At 35.3% G+C, this 18,912-nt stretch carries 27 protein-coding genes; 13 read left to right on the forward strand and 14 right to left on the reverse strand.

Annotated elements, in window-relative coordinates:
- Nucleotides 1-5: 5 nt before the first annotated feature.
- From LC418_RS14000 to LC418_RS14010, 3 genes are all read right to left on the reverse strand, one after another.
- Entirely contained in the window at nt 6-2,717 is a 2,712-nt protein-coding gene (locus tag LC418_RS14000; protein WP_223559588.1) for a phage tail protein, read from the reverse strand.
- Nucleotides 2,717-4,558, reverse strand: a complete 1,842-nt coding sequence (locus tag LC418_RS14005; protein ID WP_223559589.1) for a sialate O-acetylesterase — start codon at nt 4,556-4,558, stop codon at nt 2,717-2,719. The genes LC418_RS14000 and LC418_RS14005 overlap by 1 nt, the downstream gene beginning before the upstream one ends.
- Nucleotides 4,559-4,718: 160 nt before the next feature.
- Entirely contained in the window at nt 4,719-5,291 is a 573-nt protein-coding gene (locus LC418_RS14010) for a hypothetical protein (RefSeq protein ID WP_223559590.1), read from the reverse strand.
- Nucleotides 5,292-5,418: 127 nt separating this feature from the next.
- Here LC418_RS14010 and LC418_RS14015 point away from each other — a divergent pair, with 127 nt between their 5' ends.
- The 9 genes from LC418_RS14015 to LC418_RS14055 all read left to right on the forward strand — a co-directional run bounded on the left by LC418_RS14015 (nt 5,419) and on the right by LC418_RS14055 (nt 8,853).
- A complete protein-coding gene (locus LC418_RS14015) occupies nt 5,419-5,685 on the forward strand; it encodes a hypothetical protein (protein WP_223559591.1) in 267 nt (88 codons plus the stop codon).
- 339 nt (nt 5,686-6,024) lie between these two features.
- Nucleotides 6,025-6,345 (forward strand): hypothetical protein, encoded by a 321-nt coding sequence (locus LC418_RS14020; protein WP_223559592.1) that lies wholly within the window; start codon nt 6,025-6,027, stop codon nt 6,343-6,345.
- Between the two features lie 73 nt (nt 6,346-6,418).
- Nucleotides 6,419-6,817: a hypothetical protein gene (locus tag LC418_RS14025; RefSeq protein ID WP_223559593.1), complete on the forward strand. Its 399-nt coding sequence runs from the start codon at nt 6,419-6,421 to the stop codon at nt 6,815-6,817.
- Nucleotides 6,818-6,945: 128 nt separating this feature from the next.
- Entirely contained in the window at nt 6,946-7,200 is a 255-nt protein-coding gene (locus LC418_RS14030; protein ID WP_223559594.1) for a hypothetical protein, read from the forward strand.
- A 181-nt stretch (nt 7,201-7,381) separates the two neighbouring features.
- Entirely contained in the window at nt 7,382-7,642 is a 261-nt protein-coding gene (locus tag LC418_RS14035; RefSeq protein WP_223559595.1) for a hypothetical protein, read from the forward strand.
- Nucleotides 7,635-7,883, forward strand: a complete 249-nt coding sequence (locus LC418_RS14040) for a hypothetical protein (RefSeq protein ID WP_223559596.1) — start codon at nt 7,635-7,637, stop codon at nt 7,881-7,883. The genes LC418_RS14035 and LC418_RS14040 overlap by 8 nt, the downstream gene beginning before the upstream one ends.
- A gap of 9 nt (nt 7,884-7,892) precedes the next feature.
- A complete protein-coding gene (locus LC418_RS14045) occupies nt 7,893-8,189 on the forward strand; it encodes a hypothetical protein (protein ID WP_223559597.1) in 297 nt (98 codons plus the stop codon).
- A gap of 14 nt (nt 8,190-8,203) precedes the next feature.
- Nucleotides 8,204-8,602, forward strand: coding sequence for a hypothetical protein (locus tag LC418_RS14050; protein ID WP_223559598.1), 399 nt, complete (start codon nt 8,204-8,206; stop codon nt 8,600-8,602).
- Between the two features lie 20 nt (nt 8,603-8,622).
- Entirely contained in the window at nt 8,623-8,853 is a 231-nt protein-coding gene (locus tag LC418_RS14055) for a hypothetical protein (protein ID WP_223559599.1), read from the forward strand.
- 282 nt (nt 8,854-9,135) lie between these two features.
- Here the strand turns inward: LC418_RS14055 and LC418_RS14060 are convergent, their stop codons facing one another.
- Entirely contained in the window at nt 9,136-9,501 is a 366-nt protein-coding gene (locus tag LC418_RS14060; protein ID WP_223559600.1) for a hypothetical protein, read from the reverse strand.
- A 44-nt stretch (nt 9,502-9,545) separates the two neighbouring features.
- Complete coding sequence (locus LC418_RS14065) at nt 9,546-9,764, reverse strand: helix-turn-helix domain-containing protein (protein WP_223559601.1); 219 nt, start codon at nt 9,762-9,764, stop codon at nt 9,546-9,548.
- Nucleotides 9,765-9,851: 87 nt separating this feature from the next.
- Here LC418_RS14065 and LC418_RS14070 point away from each other — a divergent pair, with 87 nt between their 5' ends.
- The 3 genes from LC418_RS14070 (at nt 9,852) to LC418_RS14080 (ending at nt 11,577) form a co-directional block, all read left to right on the forward strand.
- Nucleotides 9,852-10,346: a hypothetical protein gene (locus tag LC418_RS14070; RefSeq protein ID WP_223559602.1), complete on the forward strand. Its 495-nt coding sequence runs from the start codon at nt 9,852-9,854 to the stop codon at nt 10,344-10,346.
- Nucleotides 10,347-10,384: 38 nt separating this feature from the next.
- Nucleotides 10,385-10,642, forward strand: a complete 258-nt coding sequence (locus LC418_RS14075; RefSeq protein WP_223559603.1) for a hypothetical protein — start codon at nt 10,385-10,387, stop codon at nt 10,640-10,642.
- Nucleotides 10,643-10,716: 74 nt separating this feature from the next.
- Nucleotides 10,717-11,577: a hypothetical protein gene (locus LC418_RS14080; protein ID WP_223559604.1), complete on the forward strand. Its 861-nt coding sequence runs from the start codon at nt 10,717-10,719 to the stop codon at nt 11,575-11,577.
- A gap of 6 nt (nt 11,578-11,583) precedes the next feature.
- Here the strand turns inward: LC418_RS14080 and LC418_RS14085 are convergent, their stop codons facing one another.
- From LC418_RS14085 to LC418_RS14115, 7 genes are all read right to left on the reverse strand, one after another.
- Nucleotides 11,584-12,636 carry a hypothetical protein gene (locus tag LC418_RS14085; RefSeq protein ID WP_223559605.1) on the reverse strand — a complete coding sequence of 351 codons (1,053 nt, stop codon included), beginning with the start codon at nt 12,634-12,636 and terminating at the stop codon, nt 11,584-11,586.
- Nucleotides 12,633-12,773, reverse strand: coding sequence for a hypothetical protein (locus LC418_RS14090; protein WP_223559606.1), 141 nt, complete (start codon nt 12,771-12,773; stop codon nt 12,633-12,635). The genes LC418_RS14085 and LC418_RS14090 overlap by 4 nt, the downstream gene beginning before the upstream one ends.
- Nucleotides 12,770-14,155 carry a phage portal protein gene (locus LC418_RS14095; protein ID WP_223559607.1) on the reverse strand — a complete coding sequence of 462 codons (1,386 nt, stop codon included), beginning with the start codon at nt 14,153-14,155 and terminating at the stop codon, nt 12,770-12,772. The genes LC418_RS14090 and LC418_RS14095 overlap by 4 nt, the downstream gene beginning before the upstream one ends.
- Complete coding sequence (locus LC418_RS14100) at nt 14,155-15,606, reverse strand: phage terminase large subunit (protein ID WP_223559608.1); 1,452 nt, start codon at nt 15,604-15,606, stop codon at nt 14,155-14,157. The genes LC418_RS14095 and LC418_RS14100 overlap by 1 nt, the downstream gene beginning before the upstream one ends.
- A complete protein-coding gene (locus LC418_RS14105) occupies nt 15,596-16,069 on the reverse strand; it encodes a hypothetical protein (RefSeq protein WP_223559609.1) in 474 nt (157 codons plus the stop codon). The genes LC418_RS14100 and LC418_RS14105 overlap by 11 nt, the downstream gene beginning before the upstream one ends.
- Nucleotides 16,070-16,106: 37 nt before the next feature.
- Nucleotides 16,107-16,343, reverse strand: a complete 237-nt coding sequence (locus tag LC418_RS14110; RefSeq protein WP_223559610.1) for a hypothetical protein — start codon at nt 16,341-16,343, stop codon at nt 16,107-16,109.
- A 179-nt stretch (nt 16,344-16,522) separates the two neighbouring features.
- Nucleotides 16,523-16,843 (reverse strand): VRR-NUC domain-containing protein, encoded by a 321-nt coding sequence (locus LC418_RS14115; RefSeq protein ID WP_223559611.1) that lies wholly within the window; start codon nt 16,841-16,843, stop codon nt 16,523-16,525.
- Nucleotides 16,844-17,067: 224 nt separating this feature from the next.
- On the opposite strand from LC418_RS14115, the gene LC418_RS14120 reads away from it, so the two are divergent.
- Nucleotides 17,068-17,583, forward strand: coding sequence for a hypothetical protein (locus tag LC418_RS14120; RefSeq protein ID WP_223559612.1), 516 nt, complete (start codon nt 17,068-17,070; stop codon nt 17,581-17,583).
- 339 nt (nt 17,584-17,922) lie between these two features.
- Here LC418_RS14120 and LC418_RS14125 read toward each other — a convergent pair whose 3' ends face one another.
- Nucleotides 17,923-18,405, reverse strand: a complete 483-nt coding sequence (locus tag LC418_RS14125; protein ID WP_111953238.1) for a MarR family winged helix-turn-helix transcriptional regulator — start codon at nt 18,403-18,405, stop codon at nt 17,923-17,925.
- On the reverse strand, nt 18,402-18,899 hold the full coding sequence (locus tag LC418_RS14130) for a GNAT family N-acetyltransferase (RefSeq protein WP_223559613.1): 498 nt from the start codon (nt 18,897-18,899) through the stop codon (nt 18,402-18,404). Before LC418_RS14130 ends, LC418_RS14125 begins: the two co-directional genes overlap by 4 nt.
- Nucleotides 18,900-18,912: the final 13 nt, after the last annotated feature.

Consider the following 18,912-nt stretch of genomic DNA (forward strand, 5'->3'; position numbering starts at 1 on the left):
TTTTTTTAGCCGTATGCAACTAAAATTCCCCTTTCAAAACGTAGGGCTTTGTTATTCCCGACAGTGTCTTTATATGTTATTAAAACCGTTTGTCCTACATCACTCCCTATAGCAATATTTCCTTGATCAATCGTAAGAGCATTGTTTCCCGTGCCTCCAGACGCACTTAGGCTTAAAGCGAAGTTAGCACCAGGACCTTGTGCCACTATATCAGCCGCAATGTTATTTTTATTGATAACGTTCTTATTGCTGCGAATTCTAAAGTTATTTAAGATGTTCGGATTGGTTGGAAATGTATTACCTGCGATTATTAATCCATCTTCCAGATTATCAAACGTGTCTACGGTTCCAAACATAATTCTTCCTGTTTGGCTAGTTAACGAGTCGTTTGTAATAGACCAATTGCCTATAACTCCTTCAGATGAAGAAATTTTACCTTCTATCTCTGCATTTTCAGCTATCAGCTTTCCATTATCAAGTACTTTGAAGGGCGCGTCATCTTTATGATCATAGTCAGCGCCTGCTGCAAATCGTATGCTTTCTTCTCCTGCATCCGTAATTCCTGATATAAATGCGTTTCTTTCGGTTCCATCACCCACTTCTATTCTCTCACTCGTTACTACACCTCCATTAATAGAGGTGAATCCGTCTGAACCGTTCAGGAATTTTATTTTAGCCTTGATCTCTTGTGTGTCCAAATTGATTGTCATTTGTCCGTCAAGGGATGAAATTATCCCGGTCCTGATCAATCCCCCATTTATAGTGGTTGTTCCAACAGTAATAGAAAGCACACGCACATTATCAACAACTGAATGTAGAATTCCTATAAGAAAATAGTAATCGTTTGGATCTTCATCAAACAATTTTTTATCCTGAGTAAAAACCATCGAAGCTGTATTGTCTGTTTTAGAACAAACAGCATAAACGTACCGATATTGGTCATCCGGTATGGTTACTACATCTTCCGGAATATTCCAGGTCTTTTCAAATGTTTGAGAATAAATCAATCCGGCATTAACTTTTATCTTATTCTTGTTGTTCTCAAACATTACGTAAAATACAACTGAGCAACTTATTTGCTGGCTCTTTGCGCCAACGGTAAGCATATTTGTTTCAATTGAATTCGGGCGTATATTTTCCGGATCAAAGAATCCGTCCGTATCAAATACGAGATTCTGCAGCTCCTGAGTTGTCTTCAGCCCTATCTTCGAGTAATTGATCTGCCCCAAGTTGGTAATCGACATCACGTTTTTAATCTCCTTGATATCCAGAATAAGTTGAGAGCTGTAATTGATCTCATAAGTATCTGCAATTACGATTTTTGTTCGATAAGGATTATATTCTCCACTCTGGATGAAATCAGTCGTAATCTGATTCACTCGAAGAACTTTGTCAATCCCGAATATAGGATCATAAACCTGAATATAATCTCCAATATCAAACCTGCCTAATCCTATCTTTTCCATGTATGCCGGATCTACTTCCAGATCATAAGAAACCTTTGCGTTTTTATGCAAGTCGAATTGTTCAATCCCTTTTATTAATAACTCATTTTCAGCGTTATCAATGTATGTTTTTGGCATTACAATGTCTAATATGACATATTCATCACCTAAAGCTAATTGAAAAGCCGCAGAAGCTTCGTCTGGAAAACTTTGACCTTGGTCGTTTTTGAATGGAATAATTTCAAATGTTTTTGTCGTATGATTATATCCACCCTTTTTTATCTCGAATTCATAGCCAGCCAGATTTCCGGTGTTGAAGTGTACTTTTGCAGATGTTCCGGCAACCAAATATTTTGTAGTAACTCCGTCCGTTTCTTTTTCGTTCAAATCAAAGTCCATCGTAGAATCTGAAAACTTGAATTTTGTATCTCCTAACGCGGTAATTTTGCCGGTCCTGTGCGGGTAAATATCATCAAAGGTTATAGATCCTTCTTTTAGTCCAAAAGAAGCAATCGCGGCCGGATCTTCAAGATAGTCAGCACCCGGTAGTTTTAATTTAGTACTGAAGTTGCGGTACTCATTCGGGATATTGTTGGAACCACCGGATACGTAGAGACGATTGATGATGTCATTTTCATCAACGTTGTTACGGTTCCAGCCCGTTAATCCTTTTCCCTTGCCATATTCAAATTTGATCGGAACTTTCTTCCCGTAGTCTCCAGTATGAATTACGAACTTGCCATTTTCATATTTGATCCAAAAATCAGTTTTGAATTCATTGCAGATTTTCTGAAGTGCGGAAAGGCATGTGTCGTCCCCGAAGGTCAGTGTTTTGGTTTCCCCATTGGTAAAGTTTCCAATCTCCCACCCTGTAGAAAATCGCTCCATATTGTTTTTTAGGCAAATAAGGAAAGTCTCTATTGTGCCGATTAAAGGAAAATCTGTATCTGTTTTGAATCCGGTTCCATCCGCATTAAAGAACTTGCAGCGCAATAAATCAAACATCAACCCCTGAGCTGTAATAGCATATTCAAAACGTGTGCTGTTTATCTCTGTTAAACCGGGAAGAGTATTGATTCTATATACAGAGCCGAATAAAACAAAATAATCATTGATTAGTATATCTAATTTTTCTCGTGAATTCAATTTGATTGAAACCGAATCATCAGAAAGTAAAACACGATTTAGAGAAGCAGAATCCACAGAACGTTTCCCCCTTTCAATTAAATTGAAAAGAGGATTCCCGTTCCTATATAGAGTTATGTTGTTCATTAAAGAATGATTTCAAATATTGTAGCCCAATTGTAGAGATTGAAATAATTACCAACCGGATTAAAATAAGTTTGTGAGTCTCTCAGGTTTCCTCTTGCGCCTTCTGTTCTTCCTGATCTCCTGAGTGTAGGGTATGTGCCATTGATTACATCTGAACCAACTCCGTTAACACCGTATGTCAGGCGAGTGCCTGCAGCAGGCGTTCCAGACATTGTAATTTTAACTGTATCAGAACTCACTAATTCAACATTAGTAATAGTTGTTGAAGATGCTGCAATTGTCGCAGTTGTTGAGTACTCATTTGCTACGTTTACCAAACTAAATCCTTTCTTTCCGTCTGCTAATGGAGAAACCCATGCTTCATCAAAAACCAAAGGCTTCACCGGAACTTGAAATTGGATATATATTGAAGATCCTACTACAGTACTTTTAATTGGATAAATGGGCAGTCGGTGTTCATTTTTAACAATTGCGTCAAAAAGAGCTATACCGTAATGATTTCCCATGTTTCTATAGGTTTTGTTTGGTGGATGCACGCCATCAGCATTGTATTCTACATCATACATGGTCTTTGCTAGAATTATACGTTTATCTAGCGTTGCTGCTTTTAATTGTTCGATTGCAATTCTAGGGTATCTCCCATAAGGATTATGAGATGCTAGTTGATACATTATGCACTTAACATCATCTGTTTGACCTGTAATGGCTTTAATATCCGTGTTTAGATCATCTATAAGTTTTATAAGTTTTGTAGCGTATTCAGTCGGCACATAATTTCCTGTACCATAATTAGCCGCTACACCACCTGCGCGATAATCTTCTTCTCCCTGCGTCCAGCAAAATGCAGGCACTGAAAACGATTTACCTAGTGAATTGGCTGTATTTTTAGCTGTCTGAACATTACTGATTAATGTATTATAATATGAAGAGCCTTTCGATAGTTCAGTGATTGATTTTCCTCCTGCGCCTCCTAAGCAAGTCATTATTTTAAAGTCTGTTGGAAGAGTATAGTTATTTTGTTTTGCCATTTCTTTAAACATCTCAACATACCCGCCATTCATATCTTGAATATTAGAGTTTACATTTCCGGTTGTGAACGCTATATCAACAGGCGTAGTAAATGTAGAAGCTCCACCATCAGTCCCAATTGATAAAGACTGTCCATAACTAGGTATTAATAGGACCTCCGTTATTGGCTTGGCGGCATTATTTCCTATAAGAGAATTTACCAGTTTCATAGATGGCCAGTGTAGATCATCATTATTATCACTTTTCAATTCAGATACTACACGTCCTCCTGTTGGCTCATATGAGGTGTTGTCATAGTTAATTCTAAATTCTATAGCAGCTGTTGATGGCGATAAAGATGACTTTGTTATACTTGCGGTTGAGCTCGCTGCGTATGTGTTAGATCCTAGCAATCCCGTATACCCCTCTGCTCCCCCAGCAATAAAGTAAACCTGTACCCCTCCTATAAAAATTACATCATTTTTTTGAAAGGCAAAATCGTCTAATGGTAATGTATTTAATCCTGTAGTTACAGCAATTGTTTTACTTGCTCTATGGACATAGCTTGTTCCGTTATCTGTGTAAACTTTAAAATAAAGATTCCCGGCTGAAAAGCATCTAATGGTTAATGTTTTTCCTGTTCCTGCTTCAGGAAAAACGTTTCCTGAAACCCAATAAACAAAACCACTAGCCGTATTAGTTGTTGACGCCTGTGTTGAAACACCGTAATTTTTATTTTCAACAACTGGGTCAAAATTTCCAAACAGCATTTTATCAGTTATTTTTGCACTAATAGATTCGGTTTCATTATTTGAATCATATATTGTTGCCATTGGATTTCCCGGAATACTTGTGATATCAAGTTTTGACACTCCATTTGTTACGTTAATGTAGACAAGTTTTTTATCCAGATCTGCAGTAGTTACTTCAATAGGCTGATCACTTGCATCTTTGAAATTAGTGTACGTACCTGCCGTTTTTATTTCCCACTTCTCATACAGTCCTTAACGACTGCTCATAAGCGTCTGATTTAGCTTTTAAGCTTGCTGCAAAGGCTTCAATTTCTTCATCACTTTGAAAGGTTCTTTCAGTTGGTGATTGTGGGAGAATGTCTAAGTAAGATTTAGATACTTGCAGCTCGTCTAATTTGCTTTGCAGTTTTTGAGCATTGGTTTGTGCTGTTTTTTCAGCTTGGAAGCCAGAGATAAGTTGGTTTTGTTTCTCCATTTGTTCTCTTATTGCTTTCGCCCATGCTGGTTCTGGTTCGCCCGTTGGTGCTGGATTAGGATTTGCTGGTTCAGGATTTGGATTAGGAGTAGGTTCAGGATTAGCTGCCCCTTTTTCCTTTTTCAAATCTGCAATCTCTTTAGCCAACGTTCGGTTTTGATCAGCGAATGATTGGAATATTGCCAAATCATCCTCTACCCCTGCTACTGCATTTTCAATGTCTTCCTGTTTTTCGACCGCCTTAGACAATTGTTTTGCTTTGGCTTTCAAAATTGTTTCACTCAACCCCAAGTTTTTATACTTGGTTTTAAGCTGTGTTAGGATTTCTTGTTCAAACATTACTTGAATTGTTAATTGTTAATTAGTACGTCAAAAATACTTTCAATACTATTGTATAACAATATGTAATAATGTATATTAGCAGTAATTAATTAAAGTATTACTTTAAAAGCTGTTTTTGAAACATATGAATGATATATTTAAAAAGAGATGTGCGGATATGACTGTTTTGGAAGTCATGGAATACGCGGAAATGTTCAATCTGATAAAAAACCCTACAATGACAATGGAAGCTTTTTGCAAGGTTTTGAACAAATCAAAAAGAAGAGTTTATACGTTACTGGAAAACAAAATATATCCAGAAGAATTAATCGTTGACGGCTACGAATACCGCGAAAAAAGAAAATCACCAATATTCCATACTCATAAAGTAATTGAGTGGCTTAAACAATAAAGGATATGAAAAGCTTGTTATTTAATTCAAATCAGCATCTAAGAGATAATTTTCCGGGTTATTCATGCTGTGAACGATGTGGTAAACCTTGGCCATGCACGAAGTCGAAAAGCGTTACAACATTAGAGAATAGAGGAACATTTGCGACCTGCTTAGATTGCTGGAATGTATCTACCCTTGACGAGTTGAAACAATACTACGCAGAAACATATATTCAACAAAAGGAAAGTCTGGTTGGAAGCAAATACACAATGGACTACCCCATACAATTCCTGTTAGATTGTGTTGAAAAAGAATTTAAACTGAACCATCCTTTTAATTCATCAAAATAAAATATTCATGAAATGGAAATTTGAAACAGAAAAAAAAGATTATTCATTCATCATTGAAGCAGATGATCATGAAAGCGCCTTCGATGTGGCTTATGACACTTATGGGCCACAGGTTGAGAACATGATGTATCATAAAGTTAAGAAAGGAGAATTGCACGGTGAATGCAATAGAACCGCTTGTAATAGTCAAAATGCTATGTTTTACAATCATAGTACCCGAATGCATTATTGTAGCAGTTGTGCTTATGAAATCAATCGTTGGACACCTGATTTCAAAAAAGAGAAAGGTCATGAATTATGTGTATTAGTTAAAAGTGATTCCCTATGAAGAAATACGGCTTACTCCCCAACGGGAAAAAGAATTTGAAACCTAAATTTATTAAACCTAAAAATAAAAGACGATGATACCAATTAACTTTGAATACACTAATACAGTTTTTGCAGTAAATCAACCAGAATATCAACCATTACCCGCACACACAGCAATTAATGGTGATGTATCGATCTGTTGGGAGTTGACCGACGTCGAAATTGAGAAATTAAAAGAAACTAAAAAACTTTTCCTTTCAGTGAAAACTTTCGGTCAGCCCTTGCAACCATTATTTATGACAACGGAAGTAGGTGATGTAATTCCATTGATGAAATGTGAGAGTTGCGAAAAAGAAACAGATATAGAGACAATGACGAGTGATGACGATTCTAATTGGTTTTGTGAAAAATGTTGGGAAGAATTGGCTCCTGCGATGAAAGCTGATTATGATGAAATGGTGAAGAATGGTGAAATCGACCCAAATGATTAAGCCATGACACTAGAACAAATAAAAGCCAATTGGACGGCAACAGATACCTTGGTCTATAAAACCCCTGAGATAAAATTAAAGTCCTTGGAGGCGGCGAAAACAAAAGTAATAGCTAAAAATTAAACGAAATGAAAATCTACAAAGTAACAACAGAAGGTGATGCCGAAGGTAAAACGACCAAATCATTAGGTTATGCACAAGGTGATAGGCAAGATATTATTGATTTCTTTTCGCCACAGAAATATTATGAAATTCATCTTGAAGAAATTACAATTCAAAACATTACTCCTGCCTTAGCATACAGGTCTAAAGAACTCAATGAGGAAAAAATACAGATTGAAAATAGATTAAAAGAAATAAATGTAATGTTAACAGGTAAATAATTAAATATGAGTAATGCAAAACGAATCCAGAAGAAAGTACTAATAATTCAAATGAAGCAATTTAGAAACATGTTGCAACATATCTCTAAAATAGATACAAGACCATTGGTGTCAGCACTAAATAAAATGGGAGAAACACTAACGGAAATAGCGAATATTGCGAACATAATAAAAATAAAAAATGAGCAACTTTAATTTTTACGATTTCCTAACTGAAAAAGAATATCAGAAGGAAACAATCAGAGACGGATCAGGTGTTACCTTCTGCACCAACTATCAGAAAGAACTATCCGAGAACATTTGGAACTCATTAACGGTACACAAAGACAAAACTATTACCGGAGCATCACCGAAGAATGGAATTGTGTTTAAACAGATTCCTCAGCCGACAACTACTGAAGACGCAGATCTTCTTTTAAAACAAATTGAAGTATATGGGTAGTGTAATTGTTCTTCAAAAAGAAACTTGCGGTGGCTGTCCAATGATTTGGGAGGGAACTATTGATAATAAACCAATGTACATTCGGTATCGTTGGGGTGTTCTGTCATTAAATATTAATGATGTAGCAGTGAGACATGAAAGAATAGGCGATCACTTAGATGGTGTATTACCAGTACAGGATGCAATTGAAAGCCTGAAGTCTCAAGGATATGAAGTAATAAATGAAATAAAATTAACTTAAATTTGAATTATGAACGAATACGAAATACATGGGAGATTATACGAAATATCTCTAATTTTAGATTGTGATGTTTTGGACTTAATTTTTATTAAAAAGCAAATAGATAAAGATGGATTTAATGCGGATGATAAAAGACAATTGAGAGATTTAGGATTAAGGGTAAATTATGAAACTTTTGAAGAATGCATAAAAGATTTTAACGATCAATTCGGCATAATGTCAACTAATATTATTAATAGCAACTCGTATCAAGCTAAACGGAAAGGATTGGCATTATACAATGCTTTAAAAGATAAAATGAAATAAGAGATATATTTATTATGGAAGCAATCGAATTAAGAATGGGAAATTTTATCAATTATCCTTTAAATACTAAGGTTAATCCAATAGTAGTAAATGGGGTAATTGGAAATAAAATATACACAGATTCTTTTGAAGGTGATGCCGAGTGCTTTTTCCCCATACCCTTAACCGAAGAATGGCTTTTAAAGCTAGGTTTTGAGTATAGCGATAGTAAAATTAAAGACCATCCTCAGTTATTATCAATTGAAATATCAAGCCTTGAAACTTTAGATTTTGAAGATGGTGAGTTTTTTATTTCAAATGCGTCTTCTGTGAGGGTGTTGACATTATGGAATCAGCCGGTTTCTGTGCATCAATTACAAAACTTACTTTTTGCACTTAAAGGAAAAGAACTGACTTTGAACAAAAATTATTAATAAACATAAATTTTTTAAACATGAAAAACTTCATTATTACTATTAGACATGCTAGTGGTAACTTCAAACTAAATGTGGCATCTGAAAAATTAGAAGAAATCAAGGAACATATCATGTTCTGTATTTCAGGAAAACAGGATGCTTTTACAAATAAAGATCTAAAAGGAAACGAACAAATATACCCAGCAGAAGTACTAAAAAACAGCATTATATCCATTGAAATCGACAATGAAGATGATGATGTAAAATAAAGACAAAGCCCCAATTAAGGGGTTTTTTTTCGATAATACAATTAAAACCTACTTTATGGCATTGTTTATATTTTCCATGATAGTTTCATAGCTTTCTACTGCATAAAAGGAATCTCCTGTGCTTAATTTTACCGTACATCCTTCTTGTCCATTAGGCTCTAAGAACACAATATGATTAACATTTACTACAACGTACAGTGTAGTGCTTCTAAAAATTTGTACAAACATGATATTTAATGATTTTCCACAAATATAACAAAAAGCTTTATCAAAAAGCAAAAACTACAACGCTACTAAATACTTCCTAAAACTTCCATTACGAGCTAAAGCCGGATCTTGCAATATCTGATTTCGCCAGTACACAAAATTCTCAGCTTTGTATTCTAAGTCATTTTCCCGGGTAATTGGTTCTTTTAGGTAAATAAGGAGATTAGCAAAGGCATTGGAAAGATTTGGATATTGTTTAGAGTCTACTTCCTTATAAAGCCGTTCAATCCGGTACGATAGTTTCTGGTACAGATGAGAAAGGTAGTTGTCATTGTAGAAGTGAAAACAGTAATACCTCAGATCCTCGATTTCTTCACCGAAAATTACATTCTCACAGTATTCTATAAACAAAGGAGTGAGAGCTATAAAGTGTAGCTCCATTTCGTGGGTGAGGCGGTCGTATTCGGTGTGTTCTTGTGACGTCATTAAGGCTTTTCAGAGTTTTTAAGGATTAATTCTGGCAAAACTTCAAGTGCTTTGCAAATTTCGGTAATTGTTTCAATTGATAAGTTTTGCTTTCCTGATTCATATCGAGTAATCGTCACACGGTCTTTTCCCATCAATTCAGCTAATTGAAGCATAGTCAATCCTTTATCTTTTCGTGCTTTTTTCAGGCTTTCCCCGACTTGCTTTTTGAAATCCATATTGCAAATATAAATAATATAGTACAATATATTGTATAGTACCTTTTATTGTACTATTTTTGTAAGACAGAAATAAAATTATTAGTCATGAGTGAAATTAAAGACGTATTAGATGCTTTAACTGTATCAATCAAAAAAGAACAGATAGAATTATACAAGCAAATTATTCAAACGAACAAGATAACTTCCTTTGATGGTCCCGAAGAATTTTTCTTTGCTGTTATTTATCCGTTCGAAAAGTTTGTAAGTGGAATGATCAATTGTTCAGTTTCAAAAAATCCTGACATTGAGTTTATTTACGAAAACTACAATTTTGTTGAGAGAATGTTTTTAAGACTTGTAAAGGAAAAGGAAGGCTTTTCTTGTAGTGCTGATAAATCAAGAACCATAATCAGAAGTCTTATAAAATTCTTTGAGACAAACACTGAAATAAGTTTTAATTACGATGGTGAATATACCTATCATTTGCCTAAAAAAATATTCAGCAATCACAAAGAGATTATAAATTTTTATGAAGCGATTAAAAAGCTTTACTGTGGTAATCCTGATAAATATGTGGAATTTATTTCTGAATTGAAATAGTATTCCACCCTAGCCCAGCACTAATAAAAAAAAACGATATGGAATTACAGGAATTAGAAAAAGCATCAAAACTTCACGAAGAGTTTATTAAAGTAAGAAATAACATATCTCTTTGGGAACACATCACAAGTATAACAATACAACGAAACACTTGGAGTCATTCTTCTGAAAGCGCAATTGGTGAAACTGAGAATTTTAAAAACGGCACTGATATTTTCAATGCTGTTAGAAAAGAAACGCTGGAAAAGCTTAATAAACGGAAAGATGAACTTCTAAGATCAATCGAGGAAATCTAAGCTGACATCTTACTGTCTCATGGTTATTAGTTTTATCCTCGGCTACGGTTGGGGATTTTTAATATATTTGGGTTATGGAAAACAATTACTTGCGTGATATAGGTGATAGACTTCAAGAATCTAAAAGAATAGATGATAAATTCGTTAGATTACATGATAGATTTCTTGCTGTAGCGATGGATTATAAATGTTATATCAATGATAAATTTGGCGATTCTGAAATATTCAAGTTTAGGGATAATGTTATTTTTAGACTACAAAGTGCTAGATTTCATTTTAATCTTTTGCTTCAATTCCAGGATCTTATCGAAACGAACTTGAATAAGTTGTCGCCCATTGAGAATCGAATGGAATTTCATTCATATCAAAGGCAGGCTGCCGAAGAAATTTACTCTTTGTTTGACAGCATGGTATATCACGTATGTTCTATCTTCGATTATTTATTCAGTTTAATAAATTTCATTCATGGAAAAGAAAAATTAGATAAGCCAAAATGGAACACATTCAGAACAGATAAGAATAAAAAAAAGAATCTTTATTGTAGTGTTGAAATGATAGAAGCACTCACTAAAATTGACGACAATTTCGTATTTCCATTAATACAACATAGATCTCACTTAATTCACACGGAACATTCCGTTGGAAACATTCATATTAGTTATGAAAATAAGAAAGTAAGATTTTTAGTTACAGACACGCTAAAATCACATTTTCCAGAATTCACTAAAGAGAATGGGAATATTCCAACAACACTGGCATTTTCTGCTAAATGGTTAATTGACAAATCTTTTTTAAGTATCACTGAAGTTTTATTTGAAACAAGAGATGACATGATTAGAAATAAAAAAGTGGAAACTCCTCCATTCTTTATATGGGAGGATAATAAAATGAAAGAAGCTTCAATGCATTATTGGGGAAATAGAAAACAGATTTAAAAACAATTATAATAAATGTTTTAACTTTTCTTTATTTTCTTCTAAGAAATAAGGCTTACTTTTTCTCTTTTCCAAAGTCTCACGATTTTCTGAGAGCCATGAGTGGAAATTGTCTGGAACACCTGAGACAAAGTTCGCCGATGCTTCTGGTGATAGGTTTTGACTGTTGTTTATTTCGGTAATGAGTTCGGATTGAGATTTAAGGATCATAGTTCGGAAGCATTTGCAGCCAACATGCCAACTTGACCAATTGAAATCCTTCGGGTAACTTCCTTGCAGCTCGTCACACATATCATAAACCTTATGTTGAGGACTTAAATTAATCTTCTGACCTACGACGTCATTGTTACTCATGATTCGCAGTTGTTCTGCTTCTCGGTAAGCTGTATTGATCTCATTGGCTGCCAAACGAAGTGCATTTTTATGAGCTGAACGATAAACACCTTGTCCGGGATGAAAAGATTGCGCGTTTTTAGACAAAACTAAATTTCCGTGCTTATCTCGTACTCTTCTGAATAGTTTATCGGGATCATTCAGGTTATGTTTTATCTTTCTGGCCAGATCCTGAGCAGACATTCCTTCACTGAGCGCATCATCTATGGCAATTTCTAGGTTTTCTTTGGCTTGCTTGGTAATATTCCAAACTCTATCAGAGACGGTAAATTTACCCTTCTTTCTCTCCTGGAATGCTTCAAGTGCTTTCTTGTTTTGAGAGTGTGTAGAGATTTCCTTCAATTTAACATCATAGGCGAGTCCTGAAACCTTTCCTTTTATTTTTGCTAGGTTCTCTGCAAGTATTTCACTGACTTTAGCATTTCCATAGTCCCATTCATACTTAGTGTACGTTTGGATGGATGAGAAAAGATTATCATGGTATGTATTCAGGGCATTGCTTACTTGGGTAGTAATTTTCTGGTAATCTCTGAAACGAAATATCTTGCCTGTTAGCCTCTGTTTTACAACTAGCAAAGCAATATCTCTTACAAGATCGTCAAAAAGCCCGTTGATTTTCCTGAGGTATCTGTTTATTCGCTTGATATGTCTTTCGTCGGGGGTCACTTACTGCCATTTTTGATGTTTGCGACCATTTCTTCATAAGCTTTCAAAGCTTTAAGATAATCTTGCATAGCCTTATTACCTATTTCTTTGATACCTTCTCTTTCTTTTTCGGTTAAGCCGTCAAATGTTCCTTTCATAATAAATCGTTACTCATTTTTAATTCCTGCTCAGACTTGATTTGCTCTATCTCTTCATCAATATTCTTAACTCCTGCCTGCTCCATCGTAGTTCTTTGACTAAATAATGGCTGATTCCCGTTCACCGTCATTAACATCTCGTAGAACTTACCAACATTATTTATGATGTAAGGCGTAATCACTGGTTCTGCATCTAAATCCGAATTTCTGAAACTTGTATTCATTAACTGCAGGAATGATTTAACAATTGACATTCTACGTTTCAGCGCCGGCACATACACACTCATTTTATCCATTACCTTCAGGTGAGGTAGCATGAATAAGTAGGCAGCGTTTTCGGTTGCGAGCATATTCCCCATGCCTTCGAGTGCTTCCGGAGAGATATTGACTGAATTGGTCATTTTGTAAAGGATCGTTTCCAAGTCTTCTTTCTCGTTGGAAAGTGACTCACTTGCGTTTGGTGGCTGAACAAATACCGCACTAGCTTTATCTCCTGTAAGCTGCAGAACCTTTCCGGTTTTATCTTTTGAGAAGCTTCCAGTCACTTCACCAGTCAACGCTAATATAGGCGCTGAGAACTTCTTATTCACCTCCCCTGCATCACTGGAAATCTCTTCCAATCTTTCGATAGCCTTCTGGGCTTTGGACCATTCTACATTGTCAAACTGATAGAATACAATTGGAATTTTACCAATTGAATTTGCGGTCTCTGAAACGACCTCTATTCCACCATTTGCATCTCGTAATATTGCGATCCGTTCAGCCGTGTAAATTTCATAGTATTTTACTTTCTGGCCGTTGATTTTCTTTTCGTATTCCCGGAGAAAAGCAACCATGTCACTCTGGTCGTTAAAGTAAGGGTACATTTTATTTTTATCCGGAGAAAGCACGGTAACCTTCAGCCTAAACTGCGACGGAAAACCATAGAACTGATTTACCTCATCATCTACCCACCATAATTCAGCACACTGAGTGAAACGGCCATTAGTCTTGGCAATTTCTCGGTCTATGAATATCATCTTTTCTTTGTCCAGGATCTTCATGTAAGCATCAAACATGGAAGTATCCTCGATATTGTTGGTATACTTCACTGGGTTCCCGTAAAGAAATGTGACTGCGTTGGCAACAATCTCTTTCTGATAGGCCAGAGGAATACGGTTGAGCTTTTCGATACGCTTTCCTTCTTTCTTTTTGCCTTCTTCATCCGTGTACTCATACTCCACAATTCTGTCAGGGTAATTGTAAAGATCAGTCATGATGCGGTGCTTATTCTCATCCCATTCATTATTGAATTGCTCAATATTGGGAAGTTCTAAACCGTTATCCTTGAGATATGCGATTTTTTCACCGATGGTGCTGAGGTTGTTAAATTTTTCGTCCATTATATCATTGATGCTATTCTGTTCAAATTGTTTCTTACTGGCTTGTTGAAATCGAAATAAGCTCTCATTAAGATCATATCTCGGTAATCGGGTGATCTTCCGATATTTTCCTTAATTTCTTTTTTATTGACTAAGGTTATCACATCAAATTCCGGATCTTGCTCGATTGTGTCCAATTCTTCTTTTATTCTTTCCTTTTGCTGCTCACTCAATTCCGCTGAAATGAACATTCTATTTTTATTGATAATTTGTTCTGCCAAATACACTAATAATTGAGTTTGTGCATTTTTATATTTTGGAACTTCTTTGCCATCTCCGGTATCTTCCTCAAATGGTCGCCCGTTGTTCACAAATCCGATGATATCCAGATTATCAACCACACCTCCACCAACTCCATCAGCATCAGCAATACACATATCTTTAGGAATATTATGTTTTTTCTGCATTGACTTAATACACGCTTGTATTTCGGTGGTTTTACTAATTTCAAAATCATGAACTTCAATTAAATCCCAATCGTGCCACACTCCAATCGAAGCTATATCAGAACCAAAGCGAGCAACGTCAGCAGATATGTATTTTTCTGGCCTGTTTGTCAGATGGTCATTTCTCCATAAATCCAGAATCTTATCGTAAATACAAAGTTTGTAAGGATTATCATCATATTCCCAATTCCCATTTAAAAGCCTTTCCTTTTTCGCCTTATCCTTTGTGTTCTGTAGCTGCTCAATGTAGAGTTTATCAATAAATGGGTTATCCTGTACAAATGCTTGCAAAAACTTCTGAATAGGCTCAAGAAGATTTGCTTTGAATGGTTTATAAAAATGGGAGTACATCCAATTCTTCTTCGGGTTGCAGGTAACGAACATTTTCGGCACCAAACCAAATTCTTTATTCATATGACGGCCTACCCTCGTATTTAAAACATCAAAAGCACCGAAATTAATTTCTCCACCTTCTTCAATCCATCCACCGGTATACTCCAAAGAACCAAATCTTTCATAAAGCGGATCACTCGGTTTATTCTGTAAATCCAGCATATCTATTCGGGAACCGTTTTTAAACTGAATGTAATTATCTTGGCCGTTGTATCTCCATTCACTTGCAGGAATAGAATATGCTTTGCAAACTTTCTGAAACGTGATTAATGTTGAAGATCGAATTCTCTTTAGTTCCTCACGTCCAATAAACCATTTAGAACCAGGATAAAGTAGAGACATAAAAAGCAACCAACTTGCGCCCGTCCATGATTTCGCTCCACCTGCAGCACCACCATATAGAAATTCTCTTGTGTCTTTATCACAGAGTATCTGTAATGCTTCTTCTTGCTTTAAATGCTTTTCACCTTGATGGGTTGTGATAAAATCAAAATTCCCCCTTCTGAATTTCTCTACATAGATTTCAAAGAGCTGTATTTTTAGTTGGGAAAGTAAAATCTTATCACTTCTCATCGTTTTTGAGTGCTGCCATCAAATCATTTAAGGTATCATCAGATAACTTTGATGTATCAACAGCAGTTTTTATATTTACATCAGTTTCGTCTTTGATTCCTTCATCAGATTTAAACAACGTCATTAATCGGCTTGCATACTCCATTCTCGCATTCACACCAACTACAGCATCCATATAAACAACCTTCCCGTTTTCGTCTTTTTTTATTGAGCCTTCATCATCAAATTCGGGAGATTTAACTATTCCAGCTAAAACTGCAGCTACTTGAAAATTACTAATGTCTTGGAAGGTCTTTTGTCTTGCTGATTTTTGGATATCAAGCAATTCCGGATTCTTTCTTATCCGACCATATACGGAGATATACGTCACACCTAACATATCAGCTGCTTTTGTTGGCTGTCCTGATGTTTTTATCAGAGCATCCTTTAATTCTTCATCGGTGTATGTATCTACGTTAGCCATATTAAATAATGTTAAATATTACTGTTCGTTTGTTTTTCTACCATTCAATTATCCACGCATCTATGAAACCAATCATATTACCTTTCGACACTTTAAAACCATCTTGCATAATACTTAGTATCACTTCTTCAGAGATGTAGGCTTCCGGCGGTATTGCGTGTCTATATATTGATGTATTATTGTATCGTGTAATATTCTCATAAACTTCCGCTTTTGTTAATGATTTCTTTGTAAGATCTGAGGCTTTTCTCAGAATGAATTTTTCTTTATCCATACTATTGAAATTTAGATTTATTCTTTTGACTTGTTACATGCCATCCGTGACATTCTTTGCAGTAATACTTTCTCTTTGGTATTTTACTTCTACTGCTTGCGTGTTTGCATTTATGAATTACATCACTTGCTTCTCTTTCGGTTGTGTACATGATTTTTGAACATCCACCGTCTCTTACATCAATCCTCATTTGTCTTTAGATTTAAGTACCAATCGATAAGCTTTACTGCATCCTGTAAATCCCATTTGAAATCTGCATAATATCCGAGATTACGTAAATTCTGAATGGTTTCTTCCTGAGCTTTCAAATGCGCATTTTCTAAAAGAGTTCCGTCTCTCTTGTATGGTGTTTTTGTTTTCAGTTCAATGAAAAGTCCGTGATAAATTCCACGAGGTGCAAAAATGATTAAATCTGGGGTTTTAAAACCTCTCTTCTGTATACTTGCATTTCTTGTTGCCTGAGCTTCGGTAAGTTTTACGCTCGCAATTGTGTCCGACATGAAAAGAACCTGAGGATGTTGCACTCGTAGATAAGTACAAACTTGTCGTTGCAAAACAAATTCAGGGTGTTTTTTCATATATATCATATCACAAACAAAAATATTTATATATTTGATTTATTGAAAGTTAAAAGTACATATGTAAACTTATACTTTAATAAAATATGATTTAAAAACCGTTTTTGTTGCATCGATTGAATTATTTATATTTACAGCCAAAAAACATGAATAAAGATGAATTAGCTCAAATACTTGAAATACTAAAAGCATCAGTTCCTATTTTTTCTATTGTTGCCGTTGTTGTTGCAGCATTTTTGAATGCACGTTTTAATAGGAAACAAAAAGAGCGTGATGAGTTAATGTCCTATAAAATTAAAGCCTATGTAAGTCTTTGTGAAGTAATTGCCCAGACTAGACAAAATTATGATGCTTTATTAAGTAATATTAGTTCGGGTAAAGTAGATCGTGGAACCGATTCAAAATCTCCTGAAGAAGCATATCAACAGTTCAATAAGGTACTGTACAAAAATATGCTTTTTCTGAGCAGATTTAAAAAAAACAAGTTATACTTGCTAACTGCAAAACTTCATCTTACAGCGATCCAATTCAATATTAACGCAAGCCACATAATATATGAAAAAGAGGATATTATCGCATCCTATAAAGAAGTGATATCAGAATGTGATAAAGTTACAGATTACCTTCATATGGATTTAGGTTTTCACCAAATAGATCACTAAAGAAAAAAGGAAATATGACCCAACATACTAAATGGTTAGGAATAAAAAATAAAAAAGGGACTACTTAAAGTCCCTTTTGTTGATTTTATCAGGTAGATTTCTGTAAAAAAAAAGTAACAAAATCGGTAACAATAATTATCTTTACACCGATTAAAATAACAAAAAGCCGGGCTTAAACGCCATTAATACGTATAAAATTACAGATTTTCTGACTGGCAGTCTAAAGGTGACGGGTTCGATCCCCGTATTCTCCACAAGAAAGCGTAGACTTAAGCTTATCACAAACGCTTAAAAGCTTTGAAACCTGTAATTAAAAACTACAGGTTTCATTTTTTTCAATCATTCCATTTCTTTCTTCATCTGCATGGCACGCTGGTAAAAAGACTGCATAGCAATTTTTTCTTCCGCCTCATTAATAGCTGACAAAAGATGATTTTCATTATCTGCAATTTCTCCCAATACTTTTGATACCAACTCCCAAACCGGTTTCATTTTTTCGATGAGTTCAAGACCTTTTGGAGACAGTACGATCAGTCTTTTTCGCTCATCCTGTTTATCTTTTTTCGATTGGATCAGCTTCTGCTTTTCCAGCTCTTTTAGTAAGCTTATGGTTGAAGGATGTGTGTATCCTATTTCGTTGGCAATCTCTACCACACTCAGCATTTTTTTGTGATGTAAGGTAAAGATTACAGGAAACCATTTGGGTTCAAAATCAATTCCGAATGACTTATAGATCAAAGCACCATCTTTTCTGAGCTGCTCACTGAGACGCTGCAATCTCGTTGATATGGCCAGGATTCCTGATTCATCTATTATATTCATACCGTGTGGTTTATATGTAAAGAATAAAAAACATTGTCTGCACTCATCAATGGAAAGCGGTTGGGTAAATTTTCCTTTTCAACCTGTAAAAAATGATTTCTTTCATAAAATCTCATGGCAGCCTTTAACACATTAACCGTTCCCAGGTATATGGCATCTATTCCGTTTTCACGACAGTAAGAAATCAAAACTTCCAAAAGCTCCTGTGCAATATTCAGCTCTTTTCCTCTGAATTCTTTTTTTACGAACATCTTCCTTACGGCTCCTTCCCTTTCATCATATTTAACCAATGCTATAGAACCTACCAGCTCGCCCTCTACAAAAGCTCCCCAGAAATTTCCTCCTGGTTCCATATAAAAACTTTCAATCTGCTTAAGATCTGGCTGATCTTCTATCGTAATAGGTACGTTAAATTCTTTTTGCTGGATCGTCAAAATCAGATCAATCAGCTGATCCGAATACGTATTATTCAGTTGTTGAATATGTACTTTCATATCATTGTTATTT

Source organism: Chryseobacterium lathyri (assembly GCF_019970085.1).
Taxonomy (GTDB): domain Bacteria; phylum Bacteroidota; class Bacteroidia; order Flavobacteriales; family Weeksellaceae; genus Chryseobacterium; species Chryseobacterium lathyri.

What these genes read in the sequence shown, in the direction of transcription:
- LC418_RS14045 (WP_223559597.1), top strand. Translation starts at nt 7,893, where the DNA reads ATGAACGAATACGAAATACATGGGAGATTATACGAAATATCTCTAATT.
- LC418_RS14095 (WP_223559607.1), bottom strand. Translation starts at nt 14,155, where the DNA reads ATGGACGAAAAATTTAACAACCTCAGCACCATCGGTGAAAAAATCGCA.
- LC418_RS14130 (WP_223559613.1), bottom strand. Translation starts at nt 18,899, where the DNA reads ATGAAAGTACATATTCAACAACTGAATAATACGTATTCGGATCAGCTG.
- LC418_RS14080 (WP_223559604.1), top strand. Translation starts at nt 10,717, where the DNA reads ATGGAAAACAATTACTTGCGTGATATAGGTGATAGACTTCAAGAATCT.
- LC418_RS14040 (WP_223559596.1), top strand. Translation starts at nt 7,635, where the DNA reads ATGGGTAGTGTAATTGTTCTTCAAAAAGAAACTTGCGGTGGCTGTCCA.
- LC418_RS14025 (WP_223559593.1), top strand. Translation starts at nt 6,419, where the DNA reads ATGATACCAATTAACTTTGAATACACTAATACAGTTTTTGCAGTAAAT.
- LC418_RS14090 (WP_223559606.1), bottom strand. Translation starts at nt 12,773, where the DNA reads ATGAAAGGAACATTTGACGGCTTAACCGAAAAAGAAAGAGAAGGTATC.
- LC418_RS14020 (WP_223559592.1), top strand. Translation starts at nt 6,025, where the DNA reads ATGAAATGGAAATTTGAAACAGAAAAAAAAGATTATTCATTCATCATT.
- LC418_RS14015 (WP_223559591.1), top strand. Translation starts at nt 5,419, where the DNA reads ATGAATGATATATTTAAAAAGAGATGTGCGGATATGACTGTTTTGGAA.
- LC418_RS14010 (WP_223559590.1), bottom strand. Translation starts at nt 5,291, where the DNA reads ATGTTTGAACAAGAAATCCTAACACAGCTTAAAACCAAGTATAAAAAC.
- LC418_RS14125 (WP_111953238.1), bottom strand. Translation starts at nt 18,405, where the DNA reads ATGAATATAATAGATGAATCAGGAATCCTGGCCATATCAACGAGATTG.
- LC418_RS14030 (WP_223559594.1), top strand. Translation starts at nt 6,946, where the DNA reads ATGAAAATCTACAAAGTAACAACAGAAGGTGATGCCGAAGGTAAAACG.
- LC418_RS14070 (WP_223559602.1), top strand. Translation starts at nt 9,852, where the DNA reads ATGAGTGAAATTAAAGACGTATTAGATGCTTTAACTGTATCAATCAAA.
- LC418_RS14105 (WP_223559609.1), bottom strand. Translation starts at nt 16,069, where the DNA reads ATGGCTAACGTAGATACATACACCGATGAAGAATTAAAGGATGCTCTG.
- LC418_RS14050 (WP_223559598.1), top strand. Translation starts at nt 8,204, where the DNA reads ATGGAAGCAATCGAATTAAGAATGGGAAATTTTATCAATTATCCTTTA.
- LC418_RS14115 (WP_223559611.1), bottom strand. Translation starts at nt 16,843, where the DNA reads ATGTCGGACACAATTGCGAGCGTAAAACTTACCGAAGCTCAGGCAACA.
- LC418_RS14075 (WP_223559603.1), top strand. Translation starts at nt 10,385, where the DNA reads ATGGAATTACAGGAATTAGAAAAAGCATCAAAACTTCACGAAGAGTTT.
- LC418_RS14055 (WP_223559599.1), top strand. Translation starts at nt 8,623, where the DNA reads ATGAAAAACTTCATTATTACTATTAGACATGCTAGTGGTAACTTCAAA.
- LC418_RS14065 (WP_223559601.1), bottom strand. Translation starts at nt 9,764, where the DNA reads ATGGATTTCAAAAAGCAAGTCGGGGAAAGCCTGAAAAAAGCACGAAAA.
- LC418_RS14120 (WP_223559612.1), top strand. Translation starts at nt 17,068, where the DNA reads ATGAATAAAGATGAATTAGCTCAAATACTTGAAATACTAAAAGCATCA.
- LC418_RS14000 (WP_223559588.1), bottom strand. Translation starts at nt 2,717, where the DNA reads ATGAACAACATAACTCTATATAGGAACGGGAATCCTCTTTTCAATTTA.
- LC418_RS14100 (WP_223559608.1), bottom strand. Translation starts at nt 15,606, where the DNA reads ATGAGAAGTGATAAGATTTTACTTTCCCAACTAAAAATACAGCTCTTT.
- LC418_RS14060 (WP_223559600.1), bottom strand. Translation starts at nt 9,501, where the DNA reads ATGGAGCTACACTTTATAGCTCTCACTCCTTTGTTTATAGAATACTGT.
- LC418_RS14035 (WP_223559595.1), top strand. Translation starts at nt 7,382, where the DNA reads ATGAGCAACTTTAATTTTTACGATTTCCTAACTGAAAAAGAATATCAG.
- LC418_RS14005 (WP_223559589.1), bottom strand. Translation starts at nt 4,558, where the DNA reads ATGGCAACAATATATGATTCAAATAATGAAACCGAATCTATTAGTGCA.
- LC418_RS14110 (WP_223559610.1), bottom strand. Translation starts at nt 16,343, where the DNA reads ATGGATAAAGAAAAATTCATTCTGAGAAAAGCCTCAGATCTTACAAAG.